Raw genomic sequence first — 23,353 nt, 5'->3', positions numbered from 1 at the left:
TTGATCACACAAAGGGGATTGAATCCTGATTTCGTGCGAGAGATGCGAAATAGAGGCGTTTTCGTACAAGCCTTACCTCGAAAAAATCGGAACCAGCAAGGTCAGCTCGGACCTATGCTATTTCCGTGGCGTGATGAATCGGGAAAAGTTGTAGGCGCTGATATTCAGGGAACTATTATTGATTATCAGCGTTATCCCAAACGTGGGACCGAAAAACGGAGTGCAGCAGGTTCGAATGAGCCGTATGGTCATTCTTTCACCACGGGAAACGGTGCAGATAAGTTGATTATTTTTGAAGCGCCGATTGACGCATTGTCGTATGCTCAAATGCATTGGGAGACTTTACAGCATGAGAACGCAACATTATTTTCCTTATCAGGTACCAAGCATGAGAAGGTATTTCCACAATTACAACGAATGTTGGCGATTAATGGCCAGTTACCCCATGAGGTGATTGTCGCCACAGACAATGACCAGGCAGGCCACGAAGTAGCCAAACGCATCATGTCCGTTGATTATGAGCAATTTACTTGGCGACGTGAAATTCCAACTGATAGTAAGGATTGGAATGATGCCCTAAAGTCGCAAAATCTGCGTGTTACGGAGTTAACTACTGAACAGGTTCGCGCAATGAATGTTCCTTCTGAAGCCACCTTAGGAGAGCAGTCTCGTGATTTAGACTTAAGTCCTCGAACGCCTGAGATAGGTAACGACGTTGACTCAGAAACTCGTACGGCAGAAGTTGTGACACGTCAGAATGAAGAAGGACGTATAATTAGAAAAGCGACAAAGGTCCCCCGAAAATCACGCAAACGTGATCGTTCAAAACGGATGAATCGTCAGGAACGCAAGGAAGCCATCTATCAACGCAATGAAGAACTGATTCATGCCGCCCTGAAACGCGTTCGTGAGTATGAAGATAATCCCCAAGAAATCCAACGCTATTTGGACTTCATTGCCCAGGGTTTAAATTATTCAGCCAAAAATACGCGTCTGATCTACGCACAACGGCCGGATGCCACAATTGTGATGGGGTATCAACAATTCCAAAAACATGGGATTCAAGTGAATAAAGGTGAAACAGGGATTCGCATCTATGGCGAGCCAGAAATCACCAAGTTTATTGCGCTGTCACCAGTAGAGGAGATTAAATGGTCGAGCGCGACTCCTGAGCAGCGTCAAGCCGCTGAAGCTGGTAAGTTTGAGACGTTTGAAAAGAAATGGTATCCACATCGCACTGTTTTTGATATTAAGCAAACAAACGCCAGAGAAGCTGATTTACCAAAGTTACTGCCAAATCGCCCGATAACTCGGGAAACAAAGCGCTCTGAAGCTGAGTTAGTCCAAATTTATCAGGGGTTAAAAGATTTTGCCAAGGAACATGATATTACGATTTATGATCAAGATCAGTCTGCCATTAAGCTATTGTCTCAGGGGAGAGCCATGAGTCGCGACGGGATTGCCAAAGGCGTATTTGTGAGACCTCACTCAGAAAATGATAAACCAAGCATTATTTTACGACCAGACTTGCCGTTAACTGACCGGATTGGTGTTTTAGCTCATGAATTAGGGCATGCGTCTTTGCATGTCAACACTGACAAACATTCACATCCACGCCACATTAAAGAGTTACAAGCAGAAATGACCAGCTATGTGGTTCTTAAACATCTTGGCATTGAACCAGGATCGGTTAGTGAGCGATATATGAGCCAGTGGACGAATGGATTGGAAAAGTTAGCCGCGTACGCCGACCGGCCCGGTAATGTCATTGATGAGATTACGTTAGCTAGTACAGAAATCACAAAATATCTGACTCGTCAATTGGCTAACTCTCAGGTAGAATTATCACAACCAGTCATTCACAAAGAAAAGGGGTTAAGCAGATAATGTATGATGAAAAAGAGTATAGTGGTGAATTAATCAGTTATCAAAAGAATCCATACCACGATAAGTTTGAACTTGTTTTGCAGCTATTTGATGAAGATCAGCTTCAGTATCACACTAAAACGATGACGTTTGTGATCCCTGGTAATGACCTGCTCACCTTATTCCCTGCGGGAGAACCATATGAAGGGGGAGAATATGCAGTAACTGTTCGTTACGGTCAAGATGGGGCCCAAGTCATTCAGGTTGTTGATTTAGACCCGGACATTACCTGGGTAGCGGCTGAGGACATGCCCGAAGGGTGGGTAGATGAAGAACATGAACGTGTTTCACTGCCAAACATTGAACGTGATCGGCTTGCCCAAGAACAACGCGAGCGGCAAAAATGGTTGCCAACCAAGGAAGACGTTGCTAAGCAAATGGCTTTGAACGCGGATAATCCTGAGCTTGAGGCGCAGTATCAACGCTACTTAAGGACCGAAGCGTTTGTTAAGCAGTATCGTGAAGAACATCCGGACACGATTTTGACTGACAGTCAAATTTTGAAGTATATCGGGCATTTTGACGATGATGGTTATCAGTTAGATGAACAGTCATAACATTACCCGAGTGGAAATATAAAAATATAAATGGTCCAAAACATACTCAGTGGTCAATCAGCAATGGTTGACCACTTTTGTATACATATCATTTGAAGGCAGTGTCATACTTTTTCAGCTAGGCAAGTTTAATGAGGGGACGTAATAGTTAGATTAACTTCAAAATACGTTCGGACGTAGGGGACGAAAGGTTTGCACGAGGTCAGGGAGGGATTGGGTTCCCTACAAGTATTCGCGTTATTGATGATTGACTCAGCGCGTTACCTATATCAAGGTCTGCCAAGTGTGATGAATCTTTTTCGTCAGGTTGGGCTTACTAGGCCCACTCAGTATAAACGTTCCAATGTTAATGCGTCATCGAATTTTTGTTGATGCAACCAGTTTCAGATCCCTCAAGTTTAGGAATCCTTAATTATATAGTGTGTTTCATGATTTTGGGGTTCTTAATTTATTTTCTAACTTGACAATGTGATTCCGTGACACATCGAATCCTCTTGTCAATTGATCAATAATAGTCATAACTTCAATACGCCAATAAACTACATAAGAATAATTTGTTTTTTAATGCATGAGTTCAAAATACCGTCGTACTTGAACTTTTTTCATGATATATTCACTGTAATTAATAGGGGAGTTTTAATATGAAAGTTATTAGTGAACAAGAGGTTCTGCGACAATTTACAGTTGTAGATGCGATAAAAACAATTGAACGCTGTTTTATTGATTTTGACAGGGGGCGAATTATGCAGTGGCCTCGATCAGTTACCACATTGCCGGATGGATTAAATCAAAATGTATTCGCATTAATGCCTGCATATTTAGGGGGCGAACGTCTTTACGGGGCAAAAATCATGTCGTTCTTCCCCGATAATTTAGAGAAATCTTTGCCAACACATCTTGGTCAAATTATATTGCTATCTAGTGAAACAGGTGAGACTAAAGCATTAATTGATGCGAACAGTGTGACTTGGCTACGAACAGCTGCCGTATCCGCTGTTGCTACTGATAAATTAGCCAAAAAAGAGGCTTCAACACTGAGTTTGATTGGTGCTGGAAACCAGGCAGCTTCGCATTTGCAAGCTATAAGACACGTTCGTCCAATTACACGAGTAGTGGTGTTTGATTTAGACAAACAACGGCAGCATGATTTTGTCGAACGGGCAAAATCTGATTTTCCTGGATTAACAATCTTAGGGGCCGAAACATTAACAGAAGCAACCGAGAATATTGACATTATATGTACATTGACGCCAAGTATGCACCCTTTCTTAACGGGAGACATGGTTTCAGCAGGAGCTCACATTAATGCAATAGGTTCATTTTCACCGGAAAAACGTGAACTAACCACTGATTTAATCTCCGCAGCTAAGGTTTTTGTTGATGATTATGAAGCGGCTCTTAAAGAAAGTGGTGATATATTAATTCCGGTGCTAGAAGGATCCTTTGATGAAGATTTAATTGCCGGTTCGTTGAGCGAATTAGTGACGAGCAAAGTGACCGGACGTAGCACCGAAAACGATATCACGATTTTTGACGCTGTCGGTTTAGCAGTAGAGGATTTATACTGTGCATCTGCGATTTATCAAAAAATGACTAGGATGGTGAAATGAATGCAATTAAATTATCATATTGTAGACGCCTTTGCTGAAAATGTTTTTTCAGGAAATCCAGCGGCCGTGTTTATTTTAGAAGATTGGTTGCAGGATGACGTCATGCAGAAAATTGCGATTGAAAATAATTTATCGGAAACAGCTTTTGCGGTTAAAGCGGGTGATGGTTATGATTTGCGTTGGTTTACCCCCGAACGTGAGATTGATCTTTGCGGTCACGCAACAATGGCAACAGCGTACATTTTGTTTAATTTTTTTGAAACTAGTAAAACGACGCTGACTTTCCATACGAAATTTAGCGGTGATTTGATTGTAACCAAGCAAGGCCAAATCTTGTCGATGGATTTCCCATCGATTATGCCAGCCCCAACGCCAATCTTACCGGAATACGAAGTGGCAGTTGGGGCAAAAATTAAAGAGGCATACTTAGCACGCGATTTGTTCTTCTTACTTGATGATGAATCTACTGTACACCAATTAAAGCCTGATTTTTCACGACTTAGTAAATTTGAGTTGGGGGTTGGCGTTATCGTTACTGCACCTGGACAAAATATAGATTTCGTGTCACGAACTTTCTTCCCGAAACTGACAATTAACGAAGACCCCGTCTGCGGATCAGCTCATTCAAATCTGATTCCGTTTTGGAGTAAGCGGCTGAAGAAAGCAAAGATGAATGCCACACAACTATCGGCACGAGGTGGGCAACTAATGTGTGAACTAGCAGGGAGCCGTGTCGTAATCGGAGGCAAAGCTGTTTTGTACGCAGAAGCAACGTGTTATTTATAGTCAATTTATTACGCAATTTTCAGATGATTTTATTAAAAAATCAAACAACAGCCAGAATGAATTGCAGATGTATGATAATTCACTCTGGTTGTTGAAAATTTAAATGCTGTTTTAACATAATGCAGTCAGGTGAAATTCTTGATTCAAGTATGTTAAAAGCGATGATTGCAAAGCTGTTAAAATCGTTTCATGAGACTGGACACTGTGGCTAATTTTCAATCTCCCAAAGTGGTTAACCTGATATGGTTAACCACTTTTTTTGTGCTCGGATTTTTGGGTTAAACTCTCGTTGTACTGTTAAAGCGATAAGACCTTCTGGTGATGCTATTAGAAAGGGGGGATTAGTGCCATGCCACTTTATGACGTTAAACGTCAAGATCCCTGGAAGGTATCCTTTAACGACACCACAATACCAGTGACACGGCAAGAAATGTTAAAGCGACAACAGAAACGCTTGCGGCGTCAAAGAGTCTTTGAAGTCACGGCACTCGTTGCGATTTTGATCATGATATGGCTGTGCTGGTATAGCTTGAAGTAGAAAGGAGAGTGAAATGCCATTACATAAGGAAGTAAAGCAAACCGTTGTGGCAACAAAAAAACGACGACCACGTTGGCGCAAATGGGTGATTGTTGGTGGTTCAGTTTTGGCTTTAGGCATGTTATCAGTGGTTGGTTTCGATATGTATAACCATCATCAGGTGCAAGAAGTGTCCGCTGCGTTTCAAAAGCAGTCTAAGACAACGATTGAACCTACGGAAAAGCTAAAGTCAGTTAAAAACTTAGCTTACGGCAGTCAAAATAGCGGGATTCCCAATGCAACACAATTAAGGAAGTATCGGAACGAACCAGAAAAGTTGTATGGTCGTGGTTACATTGCCGTTCCAAAGCAAGCAGGTGTTACGCAACCCATTACCAGCCTGCCAATTAATGAAGGTGCTAGCAATAAAGTACTCGCAACTGGTACGGGTACGCCAACAGCTGGCGAGGTCATGGGTGAAGGTAACTTCTCAGTTGCGGCCCACAACTTTGGCAATGGGGTGACATACTTTAGCCCGATGCAAAAGGGGATTGATGTTAATAAATCCCCCAAAGCTTATTTGACGGATGGAAAACGTCTTTACACATATGAGTTTAATAAGACCTCAGATGACGTATCAGGACGTAAGGTCGTCAATATAAGCAAGGGGACGTTTTGAACGATTCCGTTGGCCATGGGAAAGCAATATTAACAATGATTACGTGTGATGAGCCTGGATTATTTACGTTGCATCCAGAAAATCGTTTGTTGTTAAGAGGGCATTTGGTGAAGAGTGAACCAATTAGTCAGGCAAGTGATTCGGAGAGAGCCCTCTTTCCACAATTATTCTAGGAAATTAGTTTAAATTTGATTAGGAAATTAGTTTAAATTTGATATTGAAATGGGAGAATAAACATGAAGATAATGAGTCATAATCATAAGGAAACAAAGCAATTCAAGCGTCACGCCACAATGGCGATGGCAACGTTAACGTTGGCGGGTGTTGCGACACTACCAGCAATGCGCGTACTAGCAGCTGATAAAACAACCGACAATAGTTCTTCAAGTAGTAGTGCCTCAACTCAGTCGGGTAAAGACACCGAAACGTCGAGCAATGATGATACGCAAAAGGGATTGACTGTGACCCCGGATGCAACACACCTTGATAAGGCAGTTTCAGATGCCAAGTCAGCGGGTGTGTCGGTTAATGAAGGTACTGAAAAAGTAAAGGTTGTTAAGGCAAGTGAAGCGGCCGATGCAAAGCAAGCTATCGAGCAAGATTACGCAAAGCAAGTTGATCAACTCAACAAGGCAACCTCGGAATACCAAAACTACCAATCTCAGTTAGCCGATTATCAAAAGCAAATGAATGCGCTTGCAAGTGATCAAACATCAAGTGGCGTGTTCAACCTTAATGCTTATTATGGTGGTTTTTTGAATGGTAAGTTGAATTATAGTTACACGTATCACTACGATGCTAAGAAGAACACCATCGTGGTCACGAAAGTGACTTATGATTTTAAAAAGGAAAATCCTGATAAATTTGGGGCGGGATTTTGGGATACAGTCATCGCCCAAAGCCCTAAAGCAAGCATTCCAAAGGATGAGGCTAAGGGAGAAATCTCAGGTGGAGCAGATACCGCCTATACTGGCCAAAGCATCTACGACAGTGTCAAAGATGAAAAGTATGGGGTGAATGAGTTCATTTCACACAACAATAAGACCGATGAGTATGTGATTAAGAACAACGAGTCAGTTGGCGTTCCATACAATGCGCTGGACAACGGCGATGGCACTTGGACCCTCGGGCGTTTGTTAACGCGAAATCGACAAGGCACTGGGTCAAATGAATATGCTGGTTGGACAGAAACTGCACCAACAGCAAAGATTCAAGCACCCACAGAACCTGATAAGCCAACTACAAAAGTGACTGTGCAAAAGACGAAATTGGTAGTGGTTCCTGATGTTCAAAAGGATGTCGACGCAGGAACTAACGCGGGGAATATTGACGGTTCTGCTAATGGACAAGTCTTTATGACTGGTGATGCACTAAGCTACTCCCTCAGTGCATCAGCGTTGCCAGCTGGACGAGATCAGTATAAGTCGTTAGCGTACGAGGATCCGCTACCAGACGGGTTTAGTTACACCGGTGCGAAGGCATTTGATCAAGATGGTAAGGATATTAGTGATCAGTTCACATTTTCCGAAAAGGATGGCAAATTCTCGGCTGCCTATACAGAAGAAGCTCTAAAGACAATCAACGGAAATACTGATAAGGAAACGCCAGTCGCAACCGTTGAGGTCTATGGGGTCGCCGACAAGGACGGCGTCAAGTTGTCGAATAGCTACAATTTGGTAGTTGACGGGACCACATTTGAGTCGAATGAAGTTGAATCCTCAGTCGTTGACTTCCAAGCCCACAAAGATATCGAATTAGGCGTGAAAGAGACTGCCACGGGTCAAAGTATTGCTGGTAAAGCTGTTAAGAATGGGCAAAAGTTGACATATGAATTAACAGCCGATGATTTGCCGGCTAACCGAGCTGCGGACATGAATGGTTTGAAGTGGCAAGATACCTTGCCTGATTATGTGGATTACATCGGGTATAAGGTCGTGAATGCAGACGGCAAGGATGTCACTGATGATTATGAGTATAAGGGAGACAATAATCGTCAGTTCGAGATCGATAAGAAGTCGACAGATGCTGAAAATGCAGACAAAACAACCGCCTACAAGAATGATACGGTGTTGATTTATGTTAAGGCGAACCAAGATGGGGTTAACTTCAAGAACACTGCACACATGGTGCTTAACGACAATGATAAGGTTACCAATACAGTGACTAATAGCACCACAGACGCTGAACAGCCGGAAACCCAGGAAGAGACGCCAACAAAAGAATTGCCAAATACCGGTTCAACTGGTCTAGTGCAACAAGCTATCAACTGGTTCGTCACTCTATTGAAGTAGTTGGAAAGCACCTATAAGCAATTAAAAAATACACGTTTGAAACATCGATAATAGGTTGTTAACTGATATTTAGCATGTTAAACTAGTCCTGTACCAAAAGAATAACCACCTTTTCTTACGACCCTAATAGTATGTTTAGAGCACTGTCTGATGAAGGCAGTGCTTTTTTATTTTACGCCACTATCAGATTCAGATAATTTTACAATACCTGTATGCGGGTAAGTACGTTAATATCAATGGGCTCTGATGTCAAGACTCCGGACCTCTTTTTAGAGCCCGCTAGGGCTCGTACCACGAAAATTTTTCAAAATGACCTGATTTCGTACAGATTTTGGGTCATTTTTTAATGGGGTCCAGGGGTTTTGCCCCTGTGCCTGCCGGAGGCTATGGAGTTACGGTGGTCTAGTTTGGATTTTGTTGAATTTCACAAGTCTGAGGGTATAGCAAATAAGCACTTGTCAGAGTGATTTTTGGACTTCACAAAGTCAGTGCTTGTAAACGCCGGTGTATAGGCAAATTTGTATAATCGCGTTTATGTCATCTAGAAATTGGTCTAGGCGGCATCACGGAGTGATATACGATTGTTGTTATACCAGTTGACGTACCATCCAACAGCGGCTTGCACATCAGCGATACTCTCGAAATCCTGTTGGTAGATCAGCTCCCTCTTGAGTAACGAGTGAAAACTTTCGATGCGGGCATTATCGTAAGGGTGCCCTTTACGGGAGTAAGAGTGCCTAATACCTATGGACTCCAGTGTATTTTCAAACAATTCGCTGGTATACTGGCTTCCCATATCGCTATGCACATACAGTGGTTTTTCACCTCGTCTTAGCGCCTTAACGATTACTGAGGTTGCTAGTTGAGCTGTCATCGTATCTGCGATTCGATACGACAGCACCTTACGGTCTTCCGGATCATATGCACTAGCCATGTAAACCCATGTCTTATCGGTCAACTGGATATACGTAATGTCAGTTGTAATTACGCCACTTAGGTCATCCAGATTGATAATGAGATTTGGCATCTGATCTTTGTCATTGACTGTTGTAGGCTTGTTATATCGCTTTTGCATACGCGATTTCAAGCCAGCTTCACTCATCAATTGCCATACAAAGCGGTCGCTGATTGCTAGTTTGAATAAGTCGCGCATGGTTTTAGCAATTCGTCGATAACCATAAATGCCTTTATTGGCTGTGTAAATTGATTCGACGGCAATTCTCAATTTGTTGTGTTGTATTTCTTGTGCGCTCGGCTCCCAATGGATCCAGTCAGAGTAAGTGGACATTGGAATTTTCAAAGCACTCAGAACGCGTGTGATGCGGTGCCCCTGTACCAAATTTTTGTGGATAATTGGTAAAACAACACTTCTACCGCGCAAAACTAATGTTTTGCCAGCAACACCGCCGCACGTTTTAAAATTTCGAGCTCTTCTTTCAAAATTGCGTTTTCCTTACGCAACTTCTTCAATTCATCAGCTGATATTGATTCGCCATTCACTTCTACAGGCGCATATTTTTTGACCCAATTCCGAATTGAAATCGGCTGAAGGACCGTATTCCTTGGATAATTCATCGGGCCGACGGCCCGCTTTAACCATCTCCACGATGGACTTTTTAAAGTCCTCCTCATAACGTGTAACCATAAATAAAAATACTCCTATGATGATATTTTACCAAACTAGAAAAACTAGTCCGGAATCTCATCATAAGAGCAATGATAAAAAGGAGTTGGACAATGAATTGGATACCTGAATTATTAGCCATTGCCAATGGTGACTTAACCGATGAGCGCGTACTTCAGCGGGGCCGCCTGCTGTGGGAAAATTCCAATAAAGGGACCTATATAGTTGATGATGCGAAATGTCTAAACAGTATTGAGGAACTGGCTAGATATTTGCATATTGGAAACGTAAAGTTGTTAGAGTTGTTTGCTGAGGCAGATGCATTACAAAAGAAATCATTTCAGTATCAGGCACACATTATTAAGTTAAATAGAAAATCAGGTCGAAAGTCCTTTCGGCACTCTCGATTTTAGTAAAAAGGCTTCTGTTGCACGCTCATTGAATTGCTAGGAACTGATTACGTGGATTTGGTGCTGCTGCACCACACCATTGAAAGCCATCCTTTCCACCAACAGAAAGATAAGGCGACGTACTTCCCAAGAAAAAAGGCATTATGGTATTTTAGGGATACGAAAGGGCAAAGGGGTAGTTTTTCATCACTACGAAGGTGCGCCTTTGCCAAAAGAAATTCCGTTAGATACAAAAATGTCAGTCCATATTGCTATTGCAAATCACTTGTCAATTATGTTGTAACACAATATACTAAACCTGTTGATGGATGTATGCATTGGAAAGGTCTAATTAAACTTTTCAATGTATGACGGTGAAATTAGACGTTATCTCTGATGAGAGGCATTCGTGTCAACATCTATGTAGTTTGTGCCTGTTATTTGACTAATAAGGTTTCTATAGTTTGGCCAGTGATGATTTCATGCGTTTCAAGAGTTAGCGCTGGTTTTATTTTTTGTGGCTCCATGCTAAATAGCGTTGGTCGACAATAAAATTGAAAATTAACGTGATGTAGAGAGTCACAAAAAATGGTGATGACAGAAATGTTGTCACCATTTTTTAGAATTTTCTCATTTAGTAAAAAGGCTAGCCCCCTTAAAACATGGGGGCTAGCCTTTTTTGCACACTTTTTGTAGGAGCCGTAAAGTACGTTAGGCTATGCCTTGTAAAATACACAAAGGGAGTTCGGACGTATGAAACTAACTAAACTATTTAAGAAATCAAGCACGAAAAGTGCAATTCCGGCTTGTTGATTGACGATCAATTTCAAATCTCACTCAGTGATCCTGGTGTTCTCAAAAAGCAACTCGCTCATTTTAACAAAATGTGTGAAGACGAAGATGATCAGTCACTGCTTGCAAGCGTCGGCTTTACCAAGCCGTTTTCAGCAACTAAGCCTTATCTGACGCTATTAGCATTCGACAATGTATTCAAGTTATCACTTGCTGATGACACATTAACGGACCAGCAAGGGGCTATTGAGGCCGAGCTGATTGAATATGATTACCCACAAACTGGTCAAATCAATAAGGTTGTTGAACAAAAGCAAATTGTTGATCGTCACCAATTGACGATTAATTTATCTGATTTTGTCCATTTACCACATGCTATCGCGCATACCATTATGAATGTTAATGATGAGCGAGTTGGTTATGATGAACGTGTTGGCTATATTGAGACCATTTTAAACTACTATGACTCAGTATATGGGGTACCCTTTGAAAAACTATACGGGGTCAGACCAACAGCCAGCCAAGCGATTAATTTACCCAAAGAAGCAGATTATGCCAAAGCCTTAACTAATCACGATGTGATTACGGTAGCAGGTATTATTAATGATCCAACCCTAACCACAGTTGACACGCATGTTGATCCCGTTGGGGAAATTTTACCCGAGATGACTGAGGGTCATGATTTGCTGGATTCGGCTGTACAAATGCCGGTAGACAATTATTCATCTGAATTGCGTGAAACAAGTGAAGGACTAGCAACGGAGACGTCTGAGATGCCAACGGCAGTCACCATGCCATTGTCGGATATTCAAAGAGGGGAGCTGGTTGCTGAATCACATCCTGTCAATCCGGAGACACAATCACAAGTGACACCCACCTTAGGTGACATGCCAACCCTGTCAATTTCACTTGATCAGGTCGACTTGACGGTACCACTTTTTGATGTACCAGATAAAATTAATCTTCCCGCGCCACACGAAGATCATTACGTTGAGGCGTCAATGTTGAACTTAGCTAAGCAATTTAATGACACGCGCCTCATTATGCAAGAGCAGATTAATGCCAATAATCGTCAAAAGCTACAGGCGCTTGTGGCTGACTTACAGGATCAAATTACCGTTCCCTGGCGAGAACAACCAACAGATTTGGTGCTTAAGCAAACCGTCGAAGAGCGTGTAGATGAAGAACTGGCGACAAGAGCTGAAGAACAGTTAACCGTTCGCCGTGATAAGATCAAGCGGGACCATGAACAAGCGATTGAGGCTGAAAAGCAACGTCATGAAACGGAATTGGCCAAAATCGATGCTAAAGCGGAGTCAGAAGAAAAAGCATTACCTCAGGTGATTTTTGAAGAGAACGACGCTTTGCGTCTTCAAAAGATTGAAACGTTGATGGCCGAAGCACAACAAGATCGTGAACAGGCCGTGACACGGGAAGTACAATCCACAATGGCAACAGCGCAAGCACAAATCGATAAGTTGGTTGAAGAGCTACGCGCTAATGCAACAGGTATGCTAGAAAAGCTAATTAATGAGCAAGAGGACCTGCTTAAATCTGAAAAGAAAGCACTCCTAGCAGAGCACAATGAGGCCGTGACCAATTACGCACAGGTTGTTGCAGCCCAAAATGAGGCTGTTAATCTACAAAGAATTACTGACGGGCAAGAAGCCTTACAATCAACCGTTGATGAGCTAACACAACAAAATGCGCAATTGCGACAACAACTTATCGCGCGTGAGGCAGAGTTACGTGGTTCGCAAGCGGCGTTTACCAAAGCAGATGAAGCCATTAAAGCAACTGAGACCATGCAAGAATTAGTCACGCCTATTTTACAACAGGCACAGCAGCAACCGGATCCAGCACCTGAACAGCCACGTAAACACACTGGTTGGATTGCAGGTGGTGTGTTAGCCACTATCGTGGCACTATCAGCTGGTGTTGGTGGCACCTACATGACCATGTCGGCTCAGGAGAATAATCGCCAAACCAAAGATGAAATTGCGACCCTCAAGAGTAGCCTGGCAACCCAAGAAAAGCGCACAGCCACTTTACAAGCTAACCAAACTGCAACGAGCCAATCAAAAGCAGCAACTAATACCAATCAACCAACATTGGCCGATTTGGATGAAGATCTGAATGCCGGCAAACTAGATGTCTACGACAAAGCATTTAAAGACGCCGACTTGAAGACTGAAGCGCGCACCTTGCTTGCTGGTCAATTGCTTATCGCAAATCAACGTCTCGATGATGCCAAGCGTTTAGCAGCTGCAAATGAAGGGCATAACAAGACGTTACAACAAGTGATTAAGACACATAATTAACCAAAATAATGTAGAAAAGGCGGTCGTAAAATGATCGTCTTTTTTAATCAATAGCAATCCTAAGCGAGTGTGACGGACACTAAAATCCTGCAATCAGCAACATCTACTAGCCACGCTGAAACCCAAAGAAGGCGAGAAAAAATACATACTGACTATTTTTTGCTTATAGCTCACAAAAAGTAAATTAGTATAGTTTGTCAAATTTCTGTAATATCCATTGGGTAATGAAAATTTACGGATGGAGAAAAGGTTATGAAGTTAACGTATAAATCTAAGATAAGTTTATTGCTAATCATTAGCTATGTAGTCATTGAGCTACTGGTGGTGGTCAGAGACAAAGGCTTCGGTTTGTTTGGTAGAGCGTTAGGACTACTGCAGAACGATGGGCCAACGTTATTGGGGGCGGTCATTTATTTTGTATATGCTCTTGCCTTGTCAGTTTTACCGCTCTACATCATAAAAAACTGGCGCAGTATTAAATTCCACTTTAGACTTCGTCAGGATATCGACTGGCTATCATTGGCACTACTGTTTTTAACCTTTGCTTGGTCGTTTAGGGATCAAATTGCGGATACGATTACAAACTTACCCAAAACTAGTCTGAGTGAAACAATCTATAATATTCTAATGGGAAGTCAGCCAGGTTTCTTTGAGGAATTCTTAGTGAGAGGAACCTTGCTAGTTTTGTTAGTAACCATTCTTAAGAACGGCAAATACAAAGCTATCAATGTGGCCTTATTGAGTTCAATTGTATTCGGACTGCTACATCTGATTAACTTCATTGGTGGTGGTCAAGGCTTGCTTGAAACGGTACAACAAGTGTTGTACGCAGTTGTCCTAGGCCTAATTTTCACCGTTATGTACTACCGTACTGGCTCTTTGTGGGTACCAATCTTCTGGCACGCTCTGCTAGACAGCACGTACAACTTCAGTTCAGCCGGTGGCACCAGTTCATGGTGGGACCTAATCACTGCCTTCCTGCCTGTATTCATTGTTTCGATTTGGATGTTGCGACCATCTATGAACGAGACTAACTTAGCCAAGTTTAATACCAATGATTAACTTGGCATTGGTAGTTGTCACTTATCCCTGGCAAAATTTTAGTTGACGTGCAGCCTACGGTTGCACTACGATTATAGCAATCTAACAAAGGGGGAATAATTTTATGTCAATTGATGATCAAGTAGATAAGGTAGCTGGTAAGGCTAAAGAATTTGCAGGTAACGCTACAGGTGATAAGCACCTAGAAGGTGAGGGCAAAGCCCAAAACCTTGCCGGAAAGGCCAAAGAAGCCTTGGGCAATCTCAAAGACAAGGCCGAAGGCTTTGTGGAAGAGGTTAAGGAAAAGATTGACGGCGATAAGTCATAATCCGGACTTATTTTCCTAAGCGTAAAAAAATGTAATTCCTAACAAAAAGAGGTTCGATACGTATCGAACCTCTTTTTTGGCATTTATAATGCATTTGTTCTGTCTATGACTGCTTTCATATTATCAAAGGCACCAAAGACTTGGATGAATAGGTCAGTCATGCGTGGATCCTTTAGCTTACCATGTGCCATATCAACTAGTGAGACACTTTGATCGATGGAATGTTTAAAAAGCTCACGCTCTGGTACATTAGCGACAACCTTGGGGTCGTCGGCCGTGTCTGCCAATAATTTCTGTGAATGAATTCGGCGTTTATTAATTTTATTATTGAAGAATAACAACTCAGCGGTAACCAAAGACTCATTTCTATTCAATGGATTGCGATTGTTCTCTTTAAAAAGAGCGATGCGATTCTCTAATTTTGTGCGTGCTGAGATGCCAAACCGTTCCGGTTCAATCGGCATCATAATAACATCTGAGGCCATGACCACAGCTCGATTCACAGCCTTAAAATCTGGGTGGGTATCAAAAATAATGTAATCATATTGTTCCCAGTTGTGGATATTATCAAAGTCCTCTAACCAAAAAATCAAAGTATGTAGGTGATTATCCTGTTGCATGAGCTCAACATCTAGTGATTCTAACAAAAAGCTCCCAGGAATCAAATCTAGATTGTCAGACATGTGGTGAATTTTGACACCCATATTGCGAAACATATTGACACTAGAGTGTTGTTGTTGGTCAACTAGGCCGTAAGTTTCTGAGAGTGAAAGTTATTGATCCACATCAACCAACAACACGTTGTGTTGCTTCTCTTTAGCCAGATACTCACCAAATTCATAAGTCATAATGGTCTTACCAACGCCACCTTTTTCAGCTAAAAACGTTACAATCTTCATATCATTAAGCCTCCTAATCGTATTCTATAGAGGCAAACCCTCAATTACTATTTAGTAGTTCCGTTTAGTAAGTAATTGAAGAATATCAAAAGAGATTGACCCAATCAAAAGTGGTAAAAAGAATCAAAGTAGACTTTTTTCCACGTAAATAAAATTGTTATACCAAAATATGTTAAAGTGATTTCAAATTTTCTGTAATTATAAAATAATGCTTGAACTCATGTTCAAATTTTTAGATTTATGGAGGTTACAAACATGAGAAGTTTCAAGCATTTATCACAAGCTGATCGTGCCGTCATTCAACGTATGCTTGCAGAAAGAGCAAGTATACAATCAATTGCGGACTATTTAGGGTACTCACGCAGTGCAATATACCAGGAAATTAACCGTCATACGCAAACAATTACCTTTAGTGAAGATTTTAAGTACAGCAAGCCATACGACGCTCTTCAAGCGCAGGATTTAGCTAACAGGTCCCATGCTACGAGCTGACTGACAGAGGCCAAAAAACAGCAACTTCGTATATCCTTAGAACGAGGCATGACACCAGAAATGATTGCAAACACATCTCGAACGATGCATGTGACAACTCGAACAATCTATAAGATTCCGGGTGTAACGCCGGAAACACACTTACCGATGGCTGGGCAGACACCGACGAAGTTTGAGCAAAAAGAGTCGTAAGGACGCACTTAAACGAGCTCGTGACAAGGAAGCCGCACAACTATCAGCAAAGCAAAAGCATTACTGGGTATCAATTGATAAGCGTCCCAAGCCCATAAATAACCGTCAAACGCCATTCCATTGGGAAATGGATGGCGTTAAATCGAAACAGTCGAGCTACCTGGTATTAACCGTTTGTAGAATGCAAAACGCGCTATATGGTCGCTATTAGAACAAAATCAAAACGTTCCACTGATATATCGCGAGCCATCGAATCATTTATTAGCATGTACGGTGATCAATGCCACAGCATAACACATGACCGTGGCGCCGAATTCTTAAACAACCAAGTAAGCTTGTTATTTTCCCAGTACAAAATCAAACAGTATGTAGCGCACGCTTATTCAGCATGGGAACGTGGATCAAGTGAGAACGGCAATCGCAGATTGCGACAATATTTTCCAAAAGGTACGAACTTCAAGAACGTCACACAAACCGAATTGAATGAAGTAATTAAGAAAATAAATAATCATTCATTAAAGTTACATAACTATAGGACGGCAGAACACGAATTCAATAAGGCAAAAAATAGACAAAATAAAGCCAGACATAAATAATTAAGTTAGCAATCATTACAGTTTTATTTTTCAATTTATCGGCATCGAGGCCAAAATCGTGCAGTCAAAACCACCAAAATTTAAAATTGTAAATAAAATGTAAATAACGGCTAGAAACATTGATATCATAATGTTTCTAGCCGTTATTTTCGTCTTAAATTCGTTGGATTATAAACAATTGTTCAATTTACTCTTGACATGTGCCTTAAAATATCAACGAAACATTGAAAAATAAACCTGTCAAATCGGAACGAAAACGTTGATGTGGCGGGGATTTTTTTGAGACTTGTGTACAGATTCGACTGTTGTATTTTAACAATCTTAACACTCCTGACATATTAATTTTTACGTGATTTTCACGGACTTAGGTCTGCCGATTCGGCAGGCTTATTTTTTTGTTTAAATTCATATTTATGCAGCAGTATTCAAGCAAGTCTTTTCCTTAAAAAATAGAATGTCTGTCAGCAAAATAGAAGGCCATTACTAAAGTGATGGTCTAAAAATTTTTATTATTTTCCCTAAAACGGGACGCGGGTACATAAGGAGGTCTGATATGGATATTGGTAAGGTCGTGAGCGACTACTTAAAACATAACGGTATGACTCAAGCTGAGTTTAGGAGGCGTAGTGGGGATAGGATTGCTCGAACAACATTATCCAATGCTGTTACCAAGCGAAATTATAAGCCAAGCCCTCAAAACCTAGAAGTTATCGCCGATGTAATGGGATTAAGCGTGGATGACTTGCTAAGAAAGGCCAAGGAGGCTTCAAATGAATCGGATTAGTGCAAGCGAAGCAAATGGACAGCGTTTTTTTCAAAGTCCAAAAGCATTTATTTATGACGACTTTTACAAGCCAATGTCCGTACATGCTAAATACTTGTATGGAATCTTACGTGATCGATTCGAACTATCTTTTAAAAATGATTGGGTCGACGACGATGGATTCATCTATATTTACTGCACACTAGATGACATTCGGGATATTCTCGCAGTTGGAAAAACAAAGGCAATCCAGATCAAAAGGGAGTTACAAGAGTATGACTTGTTGGAAGAAGTTCAACAGGGCATAAACAAACCAAATCGGTTGTATGTAGGACAAGTAGTTTTCCACAAGGTTGAGGCCAGTAACGACGCGGAAGTTCAAAATATGAACCTCCGGAAGTCTGAATTACGAACCCCCGGAAGTTCAGAATTTGGACTTCAAGAGGTTCATATTCTGAACCCTAATGATACTGAGTTTAACGAGACTGAATTAACTAATACTGAGTTACCGAAACTAGGACTCCTAAGTGATGAGGATGATGAGATAACAGATAATCACGCGCGAGAAACGCAACAAAAAATTACAAGCAACGATGCCATGGTGGTAAAAATTAACCAATTAATTTCCGATGAACGCTGGATTCAGTCAACCCATGTTTGGACTTATCTTTTTGATTGGGAGATTGAAAATCCTTCCGGCACGTTTGAACTTGTAAATGCAATTGTCGATGCTTATTGGAAGTTGAGAAGAGCAAAAGACGAAGGATACTCTCGTGTTGGGGCACTGGGAGTAGAAGCTGCGCTCGATATGTCTTTCGACAATGCTAAGAAAGTTGCAGATCAACGTGTAGTAGATTCGAAAAAGTATTTTACGTATTTGAGTCAGGGAATAACAATGCAAGTTGATAAATTTCTACTTGGATCAACCGTTGGGTAATCAAAATTAAATCGCGAAGGTGAGATTATAAATAATCTTTGTTAACTGAAGGGGGGGAGCAAGATGACTGTCTATATTGCGTTAGATTTCAGCAAACAGAAAATACTGTTTGCATCAGAAAGCCGTCCGGAATTGAATCGCATTTTGTTGGAGGAACAGGCTAAAACTAAAATTGGGCAAGCTGTATGGCTTGGCAAAATGACGGAGGAAACATTTCTACAGATTTCGAATAGGATGCTTGCTCTTATGATGAGATTCCGGACTAGTTTTTCTAGTTTGGTAAAATATCATCATAGGAGTATTTTTATTTATGGTTACACGTTATGAAGAGGACTTTAAAAAGTCCATCGTGGAGATGGTTAAAGCGGGCCGTCGGCCCGATGAATTATCCAAGGAATACGGTCCTTCAGCCGATTTAATTCGGAATTGGGTCAAAAAATATGCGCCTGTAGAAGTGAATGGCGAATCAATATCAGCTGATGAATTGAAGAAGTTGCGTAAGGAAAACGCAATTTTGAAAGAAGAGCTCGAAATTTTAAAACGTGCGGCGGTGTTGCTGGCAAAACATTAGTTTTGCGCGGTAGAAGTGTTGTTTTACCAATTATCCACAAAAATTTGGTACAGGGGCACCGCATCACACGCGTTCTGAGTGCTTTGAAAATTCCAATGTCCACTTACTCTGACTGGATCCATTGGGAGCCGAGCGCACAAGAAATACAACACAACAAATTGAGAATTGCCGTCGAATCAATTTACACAGCCAATAAAGGCATTTATGGTTATCGACGAATTGCTAAAACCATGCGCGACTTATTCAAACTAGCAATCAGCGACCGCTTTGTATGGCAATTGATGAGTGAAGCTGGCTTGAAATCGCGTATGCAAAAGCGATATAACAAGCCTACAACAGTCAATGACAAAGATCAGATGCCAAATCTCATTATCAATCTGGATGACCTAAGTGGCGTAATTACAACTGACATTACGTATATCCAGTTGACCGATAAGACATGGGTTTACATGGCTAGTGCATATGATCCGGAAGACCGTAAGGTGCTGTCGTATCGAATTGCAGATACGATGACAGCTCAACTAGCAACCTCAGTAATCGTTAAGGCGCTAAGACGAGGTGAAAAACCACTGTATGTGCATAGCGATATGGGAAGCCAGTATACCAGCGAATTGTTTGAAAATACACTGGAGTCCATAGGTATTAGGCACTCTTACTCCCGTAAAGGGCACCCTTACGATAATGCCCGCATCGAAAGTTTTCACTCGTTACTCAAGAGGGAGCTGATCTACCAACAGGATTTCGAGAGTATCGCTGATGTGCAAGCCGCTGTTGGATGGTACGTCAACTGGTATAACAACAATCGTATATCACTCCGTGATGCCGCCTAGACCAATTTCTAGATGACATAAACGCGATTATACAAATTTGCCTATACACCGGCGTTTACAAGCACTGACTTTGTGAAGTCCAAAAATCACTCTGACAAGTGCTTATTTGCTATACCCTCAGACTTGTGAAATTCAACAAAATCCAAACTAGACCACCGTAACTCCATAGCCTCCGGCAGGCACAGGGGCAAAACCCCTGGACCCCATTAAAAAATGACCCAAAATCTGTACGAAATCAGGTCATTTTGAAAAATTTTCGTGGTACGAGCCCTAGCGGGCTCTAAAAAGAGGTCCGGAGTCTTGACATCAGAGCCGACCGATTTTAGTTGCGTTACTGGGATTTTTTCTGTTTATGGCGATCATAGCAAGTTTGCAGCAACAATCCTGTTTTACTTCGAATGCGCCTTCAAATGAGAACGCAATTGGTGGTGACTGGAAAGACTCTAATTCTGCAACACACAAGGCTATGTCGTACACAGTCGATCAATTCAAAAACTTAGGTATGAGTGGCAATAACATTTCCGCTGCATTGGCTATTGGTTTACGTGAATCAAACTTCAATCCGGCAGCCGTTAACCCTTCTGGTGCTGTTAAAGGTATCTATCAATGGGGAACTGGTGGGATTAATGGAAACCGTTATGGCAACACAGAAGATACAGTTCAGGGACAAATTGGATTGGCTGTCAAAGAATTGCAGACTTCTCACATCGCCACTTTGAATGCCATGAAAGATGCTGACCTTGATGGTTCATTAGAGGCTTGGGACGTTTACTTTGAGGGTGTTGGTAAGAATGACCCTCAACGAAAAGTAGCTCAAACTAAAGCTACGGCGTTGGAGATTCAAAAAGTCTTTAATCTTAACTTTGATGGACACATTGATTTGGGTAGCAGTAACGCCTTAACCGCGGCAGGGAATGATTCTGCTAACGGCGGGGCAAATTCAGATTCATCCATGTGTTCATCATCCGTTAGCGGTTCAACGTCAGGTCTGCCTGTAACGGGTGAATATCGAATTACGGGTGGTTATCCAGACTACGATGGCCAAACGGGAGCTGAACACTACGGTGTTGATTTTCAAACGGTTACTCACACCATGGACGGTCCAGAAAGTTACGTTTATTCCGTATCAGACGGTGTAGTTGTACAAAAAGCATCAAGTGTTGTTGGTGGAAATTACGTAATCATAAAAAACTTAGATGGCTCATACGCTTATTACGGGCACGCGCCAACACTTGATGCCATCGTCGTCAATGTTGGTGATCAAGTTAAGAAGGGGCAACACATCTCTCACGAGGGGCAAACTGGTGAAGCAACTGGTATTCACGTTCACTTCGGTCTAAACACGAAGACAACAAGCTTTGGACCACATGCTGACGGCATTGTTAGTCCAGGTACTTATTTGAAGGATCTGCCCAAAGAGTTGATGGTACCAGATTCGAATACTGTTGTATCAAGTGACAAGATTTTTAAAACTTCTTCAGATAAAGGTGATAATCCGCTAATTGGACCAACACAAAACTGATTTTTCGTCCGGGTGACCGGGCATACATACACTAAGGAGAAATTATATGACTAAACAAATAAACCCAAGTACTTTGAGATGGATGATGGCAGGCGTTGTTTTTCTGGCCACAATTGTTGGTCTAGTAGCTTGGCATATGAGCCAGGATTACCCAGATACGTCTAATCCGACCGCAGCCGTCCAAAAAATGGCAAAACAAAATAATGATTACGTTATTGTGTTTCATCGCACTGGATGTGCTGCATGTGAATCTGTTCAAAAACAGGTGGTTAGCGCCTTAAAAGGTAGCAACCAACGGTATGTCGTTGTCAATGCGGCACACTCTGATAGTCAAACAAAAGATTTGATGACGAAGTTTGATATTGAACACACCCCAACGTTTGTTCAGATGCGGGGCCATAAGTTTGTGGCAAGTTATACTGGGACAAATTTAACAGAGATTAATAAGCTGCTTAATGTAATTCAAAAGTGAGGAAATATTATGGCACAGCAACATAATCGGTCCGTTCCATGGGCTAACATTATCACGGGCCTCGTAAGTCTGGTTTTGGTATTGACCGGAGTAAACTGGTTCTCTCAAGCGCAAAAGCTGAGTAGTGACATTGCAGATTCCAAACGCCAAGCTGCAAAACTCCTAAAGCAAGCTGATGAAGCGAAATCCACCCCAGCAGATCAAAGCCTAGATACCAGTTCTTACGACTCGGCTACCAGGCATTATTTTGACGAGACCCAAAAAATCGCCCAAACGAATCCGAATGGCAATGATCCAACGAATGAATTGAAATATAGCACACCGCAAGCCTATAACGTATTAGCTTCAACGTTTATGGGGCCTGAAGGTGGCATGACATTTTCATACTCTGATTTGAACTTATCGTATAGTCCTCACAACGGCGCTATCGACGGATGGGGGCAAGTAACTATTCACCAATCCGCTGGTGATCAAACGCAAGCACAAACGTACGATGTTCACCTTACGCTGTCGAAAATGGATAAAAGCTACATGGTAACCAGTATTATGCTAGGAAAGGTGGGACAACAGAATGGTTAAGTCTAAAGATCGTATTCTCCTGGCAGTTATCCGAATGGTTGTTCTGATTATCGCGTTAGGCGTTGCCGGTTTAGGTGCGGCAAACTTGATCATTACCAAGTCAGCCGTTAATGATGTTCGCACTCAGCAAGCTCAAAATAAGAAAAAGCTTGTTAAGGCACTGAATTCTCAAAATCCAATGCTTAACAAGCTAAATGGCGCTACTACGACCGTTTTCTCGGCTATGACAACATATCATTCGCAGGCGGACTATAATGCCCGCAAAAGCCACGTCAAGGCATATTTAACGGACGATGCATATAAGAGTAATGATGGATTCCAACTTGATCCAGACAAGCGAGTAGAACATCTGCAGTTGAATATGAGCTATGTGGACTCACAGTTCTTTCCAACAACACCAATGGATCAACCTTCAATTAACGGTCAAGTATTTGTCCAATATTCAAGCTGGCACACCGATAAGCAACCACAAGATGGTTATGTTGTATATAATGCCACGTATGACACAGATCAAAACAAGTTCAGCGAAATTAAATACGTTGGCCAATATAATATCACGCAGACTTCAGCAAATAACTAAAACAAGTCCACCCAAAATCAGGTGGACTTTTCATTTTCGTCATTACTAAATATGTATCT

Annotated in this window: 25 protein-coding genes and 1 pseudogene; 23 read left to right on the top strand and 3 right to left on the bottom strand. The window is 41.7% G+C overall.

Annotation, left to right across the window (positions count from 1 at the left end):
• The 6 genes from OIT45_RS11310 to OIT45_RS11285 all read left to right on the top strand — a co-directional run bounded on the left by OIT45_RS11310 (window position 1) and on the right by OIT45_RS11285 (window position 8,366).
• On the top strand, window positions 1-1,887 hold the full coding sequence (locus OIT45_RS11310; protein ID WP_264330269.1) for a toprim domain-containing protein: 1,887 nt from the start codon (window positions 1-3) through the stop codon (window positions 1,885-1,887).
• Window positions 1,887-2,483, top strand: a complete 597-nt coding sequence (locus OIT45_RS11305; RefSeq protein ID WP_264330268.1) for a hypothetical protein — start codon at window positions 1,887-1,889, stop codon at window positions 2,481-2,483. The genes OIT45_RS11310 and OIT45_RS11305 overlap by 1 nt, the downstream gene beginning before the upstream one ends.
• A 641-nt stretch (window positions 2,484-3,124) precedes the next feature.
• Entirely contained in the window at window positions 3,125-4,093 is a 969-nt protein-coding gene (locus OIT45_RS11300) for an ornithine cyclodeaminase family protein (RefSeq protein WP_264330267.1), read from the top strand.
• The gene (locus tag OIT45_RS11295) at window positions 4,094-4,879 is read left to right on the top strand and encodes a PhzF family phenazine biosynthesis protein (RefSeq protein ID WP_199405025.1); all 786 of its coding nucleotides are present in this window, start codon (window positions 4,094-4,096) and stop codon (window positions 4,877-4,879) included. It abuts the gene before it with no gap.
• A gap of 551 nt (window positions 4,880-5,430) precedes the next feature.
• Complete coding sequence (locus OIT45_RS11290; RefSeq protein WP_264340092.1) at window positions 5,431-6,075, top strand: class A sortase; 645 nt, start codon at window positions 5,431-5,433, stop codon at window positions 6,073-6,075.
• A 236-nt stretch (window positions 6,076-6,311) separates the two neighbouring features.
• Window positions 6,312-8,366 (top strand): hypothetical protein, encoded by a 2,055-nt coding sequence (locus OIT45_RS11285; protein ID WP_264340091.1) that lies wholly within the window; start codon window positions 6,312-6,314, stop codon window positions 8,364-8,366.
• A gap of 553 nt (window positions 8,367-8,919) precedes the next feature.
• Here the strand turns inward: OIT45_RS11285 and OIT45_RS11280 are convergent.
• Together OIT45_RS11280 and OIT45_RS11275 are read right to left on the bottom strand one after the other, a co-directional pair.
• Window positions 8,920-9,747 (bottom strand): IS3 family transposase, encoded by an 828-nt coding sequence (locus tag OIT45_RS11280; RefSeq protein WP_264329899.1) that lies wholly within the window; start codon window positions 9,745-9,747, stop codon window positions 8,920-8,922.
• Window positions 9,748-9,749: 2 nt separating this feature from the next.
• Window positions 9,750-9,941 (bottom strand): transposase, encoded by a 192-nt coding sequence (locus OIT45_RS11275; RefSeq protein WP_264330248.1) that lies wholly within the window; start codon window positions 9,939-9,941, stop codon window positions 9,750-9,752.
• A 162-nt stretch (window positions 9,942-10,103) separates the two neighbouring features.
• On the opposite strand from OIT45_RS11275, the gene OIT45_RS11270 reads away from it, so the two are divergent.
• The 4 genes from OIT45_RS11270 to OIT45_RS11255 all read left to right on the top strand — a co-directional run bounded on the left by OIT45_RS11270 (window position 10,104) and on the right by OIT45_RS11255 (window position 14,861).
• Window positions 10,104-10,403 carry a hypothetical protein gene (locus OIT45_RS11270; protein ID WP_199405060.1) on the top strand — a complete coding sequence of 100 codons (300 nt, stop codon included), beginning with the start codon at window positions 10,104-10,106 and terminating at the stop codon, window positions 10,401-10,403.
• Between the two features lie 782 nt (window positions 10,404-11,185).
• A complete protein-coding gene (locus tag OIT45_RS11265; RefSeq protein ID WP_264340090.1) occupies window positions 11,186-13,492 on the top strand; it encodes a hypothetical protein in 2,307 nt (768 codons plus the stop codon).
• Window positions 13,493-13,744: 252 nt separating this feature from the next.
• On the top strand, window positions 13,745-14,554 hold the full coding sequence (locus OIT45_RS12595; RefSeq protein WP_277426395.1) for a CPBP family intramembrane glutamic endopeptidase: 810 nt from the start codon (window positions 13,745-13,747) through the stop codon (window positions 14,552-14,554).
• A gap of 103 nt (window positions 14,555-14,657) precedes the next feature.
• Window positions 14,658-14,861 (top strand): CsbD family protein, encoded by a 204-nt coding sequence (locus OIT45_RS11255; protein ID WP_264340089.1) that lies wholly within the window; start codon window positions 14,658-14,660, stop codon window positions 14,859-14,861.
• A gap of 83 nt (window positions 14,862-14,944) precedes the next feature.
• Here OIT45_RS11255 and OIT45_RS11250 read toward each other — a convergent pair.
• Window positions 14,945-15,760: pseudogene (locus OIT45_RS11250) on the bottom strand (ParA family protein).
• Window positions 15,761-16,000: 240 nt separating this feature from the next.
• Between OIT45_RS11250 and OIT45_RS12660 the strand changes: the two are divergent.
• From OIT45_RS12660 to OIT45_RS11195, 13 genes are all read left to right on the top strand, one after another.
• Entirely contained in the window at window positions 16,001-16,252 is a 252-nt protein-coding gene (locus OIT45_RS12660; protein WP_413743299.1) for a helix-turn-helix domain-containing protein, read from the top strand.
• 48 nt (window positions 16,253-16,300) lie between these two features.
• Entirely contained in the window at window positions 16,301-16,444 is a 144-nt protein-coding gene (locus tag OIT45_RS11245; RefSeq protein WP_199405017.1) for a hypothetical protein, read from the top strand.
• On the top strand, window positions 16,425-16,655 hold the full coding sequence (locus OIT45_RS11240; protein WP_264340088.1) for a hypothetical protein: 231 nt from the start codon (window positions 16,425-16,427) through the stop codon (window positions 16,653-16,655). Before OIT45_RS11245 ends, OIT45_RS11240 begins: the two co-directional genes overlap by 20 nt.
• Window positions 16,642-17,040 carry an IS30 family transposase gene (locus OIT45_RS12655; protein ID WP_199405015.1) on the top strand — a complete coding sequence of 133 codons (399 nt, stop codon included), beginning with the start codon at window positions 16,642-16,644 and terminating at the stop codon, window positions 17,038-17,040. Before OIT45_RS11240 ends, OIT45_RS12655 begins: the two co-directional genes overlap by 14 nt.
• 553 nt (window positions 17,041-17,593) lie before the next feature.
• Entirely contained in the window at window positions 17,594-17,824 is a 231-nt protein-coding gene (locus OIT45_RS11235; RefSeq protein ID WP_135411978.1) for a helix-turn-helix domain-containing protein, read from the top strand.
• Window positions 17,811-18,740 (top strand): replication initiator protein A, encoded by a 930-nt coding sequence (locus tag OIT45_RS11230; protein WP_199405014.1) that lies wholly within the window; start codon window positions 17,811-17,813, stop codon window positions 18,738-18,740. The genes OIT45_RS11235 and OIT45_RS11230 overlap by 14 nt, the downstream gene beginning before the upstream one ends.
• Before the next feature lie 63 nt (window positions 18,741-18,803).
• On the top strand, window positions 18,804-19,067 hold the full coding sequence (locus tag OIT45_RS11225; protein WP_199405013.1) for a hypothetical protein: 264 nt from the start codon (window positions 18,804-18,806) through the stop codon (window positions 19,065-19,067).
• Entirely contained in the window at window positions 19,051-19,311 is a 261-nt protein-coding gene (locus tag OIT45_RS11220; protein WP_264329950.1) for a transposase, read from the top strand. The genes OIT45_RS11225 and OIT45_RS11220 overlap by 17 nt, the downstream gene beginning before the upstream one ends.
• Before the next feature lie 2 nt (window positions 19,312-19,313).
• Entirely contained in the window at window positions 19,314-20,141 is an 828-nt protein-coding gene (locus OIT45_RS11215; RefSeq protein ID WP_264329899.1) for an IS3 family transposase, read from the top strand.
• Window positions 20,142-20,493: 352 nt separating this feature from the next.
• Complete coding sequence (locus OIT45_RS11210; RefSeq protein ID WP_199404771.1) at window positions 20,494-21,663, top strand: phage tail tip lysozyme; 1,170 nt, start codon at window positions 20,494-20,496, stop codon at window positions 21,661-21,663.
• A gap of 46 nt (window positions 21,664-21,709) precedes the next feature.
• Complete coding sequence (locus tag OIT45_RS11205; protein WP_199404770.1) at window positions 21,710-22,135, top strand: thioredoxin family protein; 426 nt, start codon at window positions 21,710-21,712, stop codon at window positions 22,133-22,135.
• A 9-nt stretch (window positions 22,136-22,144) separates the two neighbouring features.
• Window positions 22,145-22,714, top strand: coding sequence for a hypothetical protein (locus tag OIT45_RS11200; RefSeq protein WP_199404769.1), 570 nt, complete (start codon window positions 22,145-22,147; stop codon window positions 22,712-22,714).
• On the top strand, window positions 22,707-23,294 hold the full coding sequence (locus OIT45_RS11195) for a hypothetical protein (protein WP_135469660.1): 588 nt from the start codon (window positions 22,707-22,709) through the stop codon (window positions 23,292-23,294). Before OIT45_RS11200 ends, OIT45_RS11195 begins: the two co-directional genes overlap by 8 nt.
• Window positions 23,295-23,353 lie beyond the last annotated feature (59 nt).

Source organism: Weissella sp. LMG 11983 (assembly GCF_025908495.1).
In the GTDB taxonomy this organism is placed as follows: Bacteria; Bacillota; Bacilli; order Lactobacillales; family Lactobacillaceae; genus Weissella; species Weissella fermenti.
Note: the sequence above shows the minus strand (reverse complement) of the source record. Positions and strands in the feature narration are given on the sequence as shown.

Excerpts from the sequence above, each read along its gene's own strand:
- OIT45_RS11275 (WP_264330248.1), bottom strand. The coding sequence starts at position 9,941 with ATGAATTATCCAAGGAATACGGTCCTTCAGCCGATTTCAATTCGGAAT.
- OIT45_RS11195 (WP_135469660.1), top strand. The coding sequence starts at position 22,707 with ATGGTTAAGTCTAAAGATCGTATTCTCCTGGCAGTTATCCGAATGGTT.
- OIT45_RS11255 (WP_264340089.1), top strand. The coding sequence starts at position 14,658 with ATGTCAATTGATGATCAAGTAGATAAGGTAGCTGGTAAGGCTAAAGAA.
- OIT45_RS11285 (WP_264340091.1), top strand. The coding sequence starts at position 6,312 with ATGAAGATAATGAGTCATAATCATAAGGAAACAAAGCAATTCAAGCGT.
- OIT45_RS11225 (WP_199405013.1), top strand. The coding sequence starts at position 18,804 with ATGACTGTCTATATTGCGTTAGATTTCAGCAAACAGAAAATACTGTTT.
- OIT45_RS11235 (WP_135411978.1), top strand. The coding sequence starts at position 17,594 with ATGGATATTGGTAAGGTCGTGAGCGACTACTTAAAACATAACGGTATG.
- OIT45_RS11210 (WP_199404771.1), top strand. The coding sequence starts at position 20,494 with ATGGCGATCATAGCAAGTTTGCAGCAACAATCCTGTTTTACTTCGAAT.
- OIT45_RS12655 (WP_199405015.1), top strand. The coding sequence starts at position 16,642 with ATGGTCGCTATTAGAACAAAATCAAAACGTTCCACTGATATATCGCGA.
- OIT45_RS11290 (WP_264340092.1), top strand. The coding sequence starts at position 5,431 with ATGCCATTACATAAGGAAGTAAAGCAAACCGTTGTGGCAACAAAAAAA.
- OIT45_RS11200 (WP_199404769.1), top strand. The coding sequence starts at position 22,145 with ATGGCACAGCAACATAATCGGTCCGTTCCATGGGCTAACATTATCACG.
- OIT45_RS11305 (WP_264330268.1), top strand. The coding sequence starts at position 1,887 with ATGTATGATGAAAAAGAGTATAGTGGTGAATTAATCAGTTATCAAAAG.
- OIT45_RS11230 (WP_199405014.1), top strand. The coding sequence starts at position 17,811 with ATGAATCGGATTAGTGCAAGCGAAGCAAATGGACAGCGTTTTTTTCAA.
- OIT45_RS11220 (WP_264329950.1), top strand. The coding sequence starts at position 19,051 with ATGGTTACACGTTATGAAGAGGACTTTAAAAAGTCCATCGTGGAGATG.
- OIT45_RS11300 (WP_264330267.1), top strand. The coding sequence starts at position 3,125 with ATGAAAGTTATTAGTGAACAAGAGGTTCTGCGACAATTTACAGTTGTA.
- OIT45_RS11245 (WP_199405017.1), top strand. The coding sequence starts at position 16,301 with ATGACACCAGAAATGATTGCAAACACATCTCGAACGATGCATGTGACA.
- OIT45_RS11295 (WP_199405025.1), top strand. The coding sequence starts at position 4,094 with ATGCAATTAAATTATCATATTGTAGACGCCTTTGCTGAAAATGTTTTT.
- OIT45_RS11205 (WP_199404770.1), top strand. The coding sequence starts at position 21,710 with ATGACTAAACAAATAAACCCAAGTACTTTGAGATGGATGATGGCAGGC.
- OIT45_RS12595 (WP_277426395.1), top strand. The coding sequence starts at position 13,745 with ATGAAGTTAACGTATAAATCTAAGATAAGTTTATTGCTAATCATTAGC.
- OIT45_RS11270 (WP_199405060.1), top strand. The coding sequence starts at position 10,104 with ATGAATTGGATACCTGAATTATTAGCCATTGCCAATGGTGACTTAACC.
- OIT45_RS12660 (WP_413743299.1), top strand. The coding sequence starts at position 16,001 with ATGGAGGTTACAAACATGAGAAGTTTCAAGCATTTATCACAAGCTGAT.